This window comes from Azonexus caeni (assembly GCF_048146105.1).
Taxonomy (GTDB): Bacteria; Pseudomonadota; Gammaproteobacteria; order Burkholderiales; family Rhodocyclaceae; genus Azonexus; species Azonexus aromaticus_B.
Genome location: NZ_JBKJAD010000052.1, coordinates 1 through 1,837 on the forward strand (window position 1 = coordinate 1; position 1,837 = coordinate 1,837).

1 protein-coding gene is annotated in these 1,837 nt (G+C 60.1%); it reads right to left on the reverse strand.

Going from position 1 to position 1,837, the window contains the following annotated elements:
• Positions 1–89 precede the first annotated feature (89 nt).
• Positions 90–1,457, reverse strand: coding sequence for a group II intron reverse transcriptase/maturase (gene ltrA / locus ACLIIZ_RS21015; RefSeq protein ID WP_416695641.1), 1,368 nt, complete (start codon positions 1,455–1,457; stop codon positions 90–92).
• Positions 1,458–1,837 lie beyond the last annotated feature (380 nt).

Genomic DNA, 1,837 nt, shown 5'->3' on the forward strand with positions numbered 1-1,837 from the left:
ATCGGGATAGGGGCGGCCAGATTACCTGACCGGCCCCTCCCACACCACCCGGCATGCGGGTCCGCACCGGGCGGTTCGAGAAGTTGAGGTTATGAGAGTCGTGGAACCCTGAGTCCATCAAAGTAGGCAATGGTCAGTATCATGTTCAGTTGCTTGGCAGAGTTCCGCCACCATCTGCGTGAATTTCCAGTCACTCGTCGTGCCACCGTTTCCGAGGCACCCAGCGCTTTCAATTCCCGATACATTGTCGGAGCGCGGTTCCAGTGTTTGAGCTGAATCGCTCGCAACCGGTGCCGCATCCATTCGTCCAGCGTTCGCCAGACTTTCGGTGTTTGCGATAACCGGAAGTAGGTTTTCCAACCCAGAACATAGGGCCGCAGCCTTTCGACGACTTCCACCATACTGCGACCACCCGAGCGCCGGGTCAGTTGCCTGATCCGCTGCTTGTAGGTCGCCATCGGCTTCGCCGACACACCACACTTGATCTCCCCTTTCGGGGCAACCCAGAACTCAAACCCAAGAAACTTGCGGCCAAACGCACTCGCCACCGCACTTTTGGCCTCATTGACCGTCAGGCGCAGCTTGGCGTACATCGTCCGCAGCAAAGCCATCACCCGCTCACCCGCCTTCCGGCTACGAACATACACATTCGCATCATCGGCGTAGCGCACGAAACAATGACCTCGGCGTTCCAGTTCCCGATCCACTTCATCCAGCAATACATTCGCCAGCAGCGGCGATAGGGGTCCGCCTTGCGGCGTTCCCTGATGCCGCAACTGAACAATGCCATCCTGCATGATCCCGCTGTTCAGATACGCCCGAATCAGCCGAAGTACGCCGGCATCTCCCATACGTTTCTGTAGGCGACCCATCAGAATGTCGTGATTGACCCGATCAAAGAATCTCTCCAGATCAACATCCACCACGATCCGGCGTCCCGATTGAACGTAGGCTTGCGCACGAACTACCGCTTCTTGTGCGCTTCGCCCCGGCCGGAAACCAAAGCTGTATTCGCTGAACGTCGGGTCCAGAATCGGCTGCAATACTTGCAGCAGCGCTTGCTGGATCAGCCGATCCGTTACCGTCGGGATGCCAAGCTCGCGCTCACCACCATCCGGCTTCGGAATCGTCACCCTTCGTACCGGACTGGGCCGGTACGTCCCCTGCAACAACTGTCGGCGAATTTCCGGCCAGGCGCTCTGCAGGTAGCGGGCTGCCTCGGGAATGTCCCGACCATCCACACCTGCCGCACCTTTGTTGCCCTTCACCCGCTTCCACGCTCGTTGCAGGTTCTCCCTCGTCAGCGCCGCTACCAACAGCGCTGACCCTGTACTCTCCGTTTCAGGTCGCGGGCATAAAGCTTCGTCGCTGGTGCGTGCGCGAGCAGCTTCACCGCTCACTTCCGGCACCCGCCCCGCTGACGCGGGCATCTGACGCTTGGCTTCACGCATCGACATGGCGTAAGGCACTCCTTCTCGTTTGGCCCTTCGCCCCATACCGGCAGCTACTATGGCCGCTGCTGACTTCTCGCTCCGCCTCCCGGCGTCGCCCTTTCAGGCCCAAGGCGAGATATCCCCGGGTAAGAACGCACTCCTTCACTGCACAACCGCCGGATTTACGCCACTTCGCCTTGATCACAAGAGCTTCGCGGTCACATGCCCGCTCGCCCTGCTCAGCAGCGCCTTCTATCCGCTTCTTGTTCATCGGCTCGCAGTTTATGCTCCACGCTTCCTCCCCACGCTCGGTCGCCCTCACGCAGTTGCGCTTCACTTCGTTCGTCGTGATCAACTTACGGCGGGACTTACACCCGCAGGAGTGCGCCCGTGCCGGGCGCACA

What these genes read in the sequence shown, in the direction of transcription:
- ltrA (WP_416695641.1), bottom strand. Translation starts at nt 1,457, where the DNA reads ATGTCGATGCGTGAAGCCAAGCGTCAGATGCCCGCGTCAGCGGGGCGG.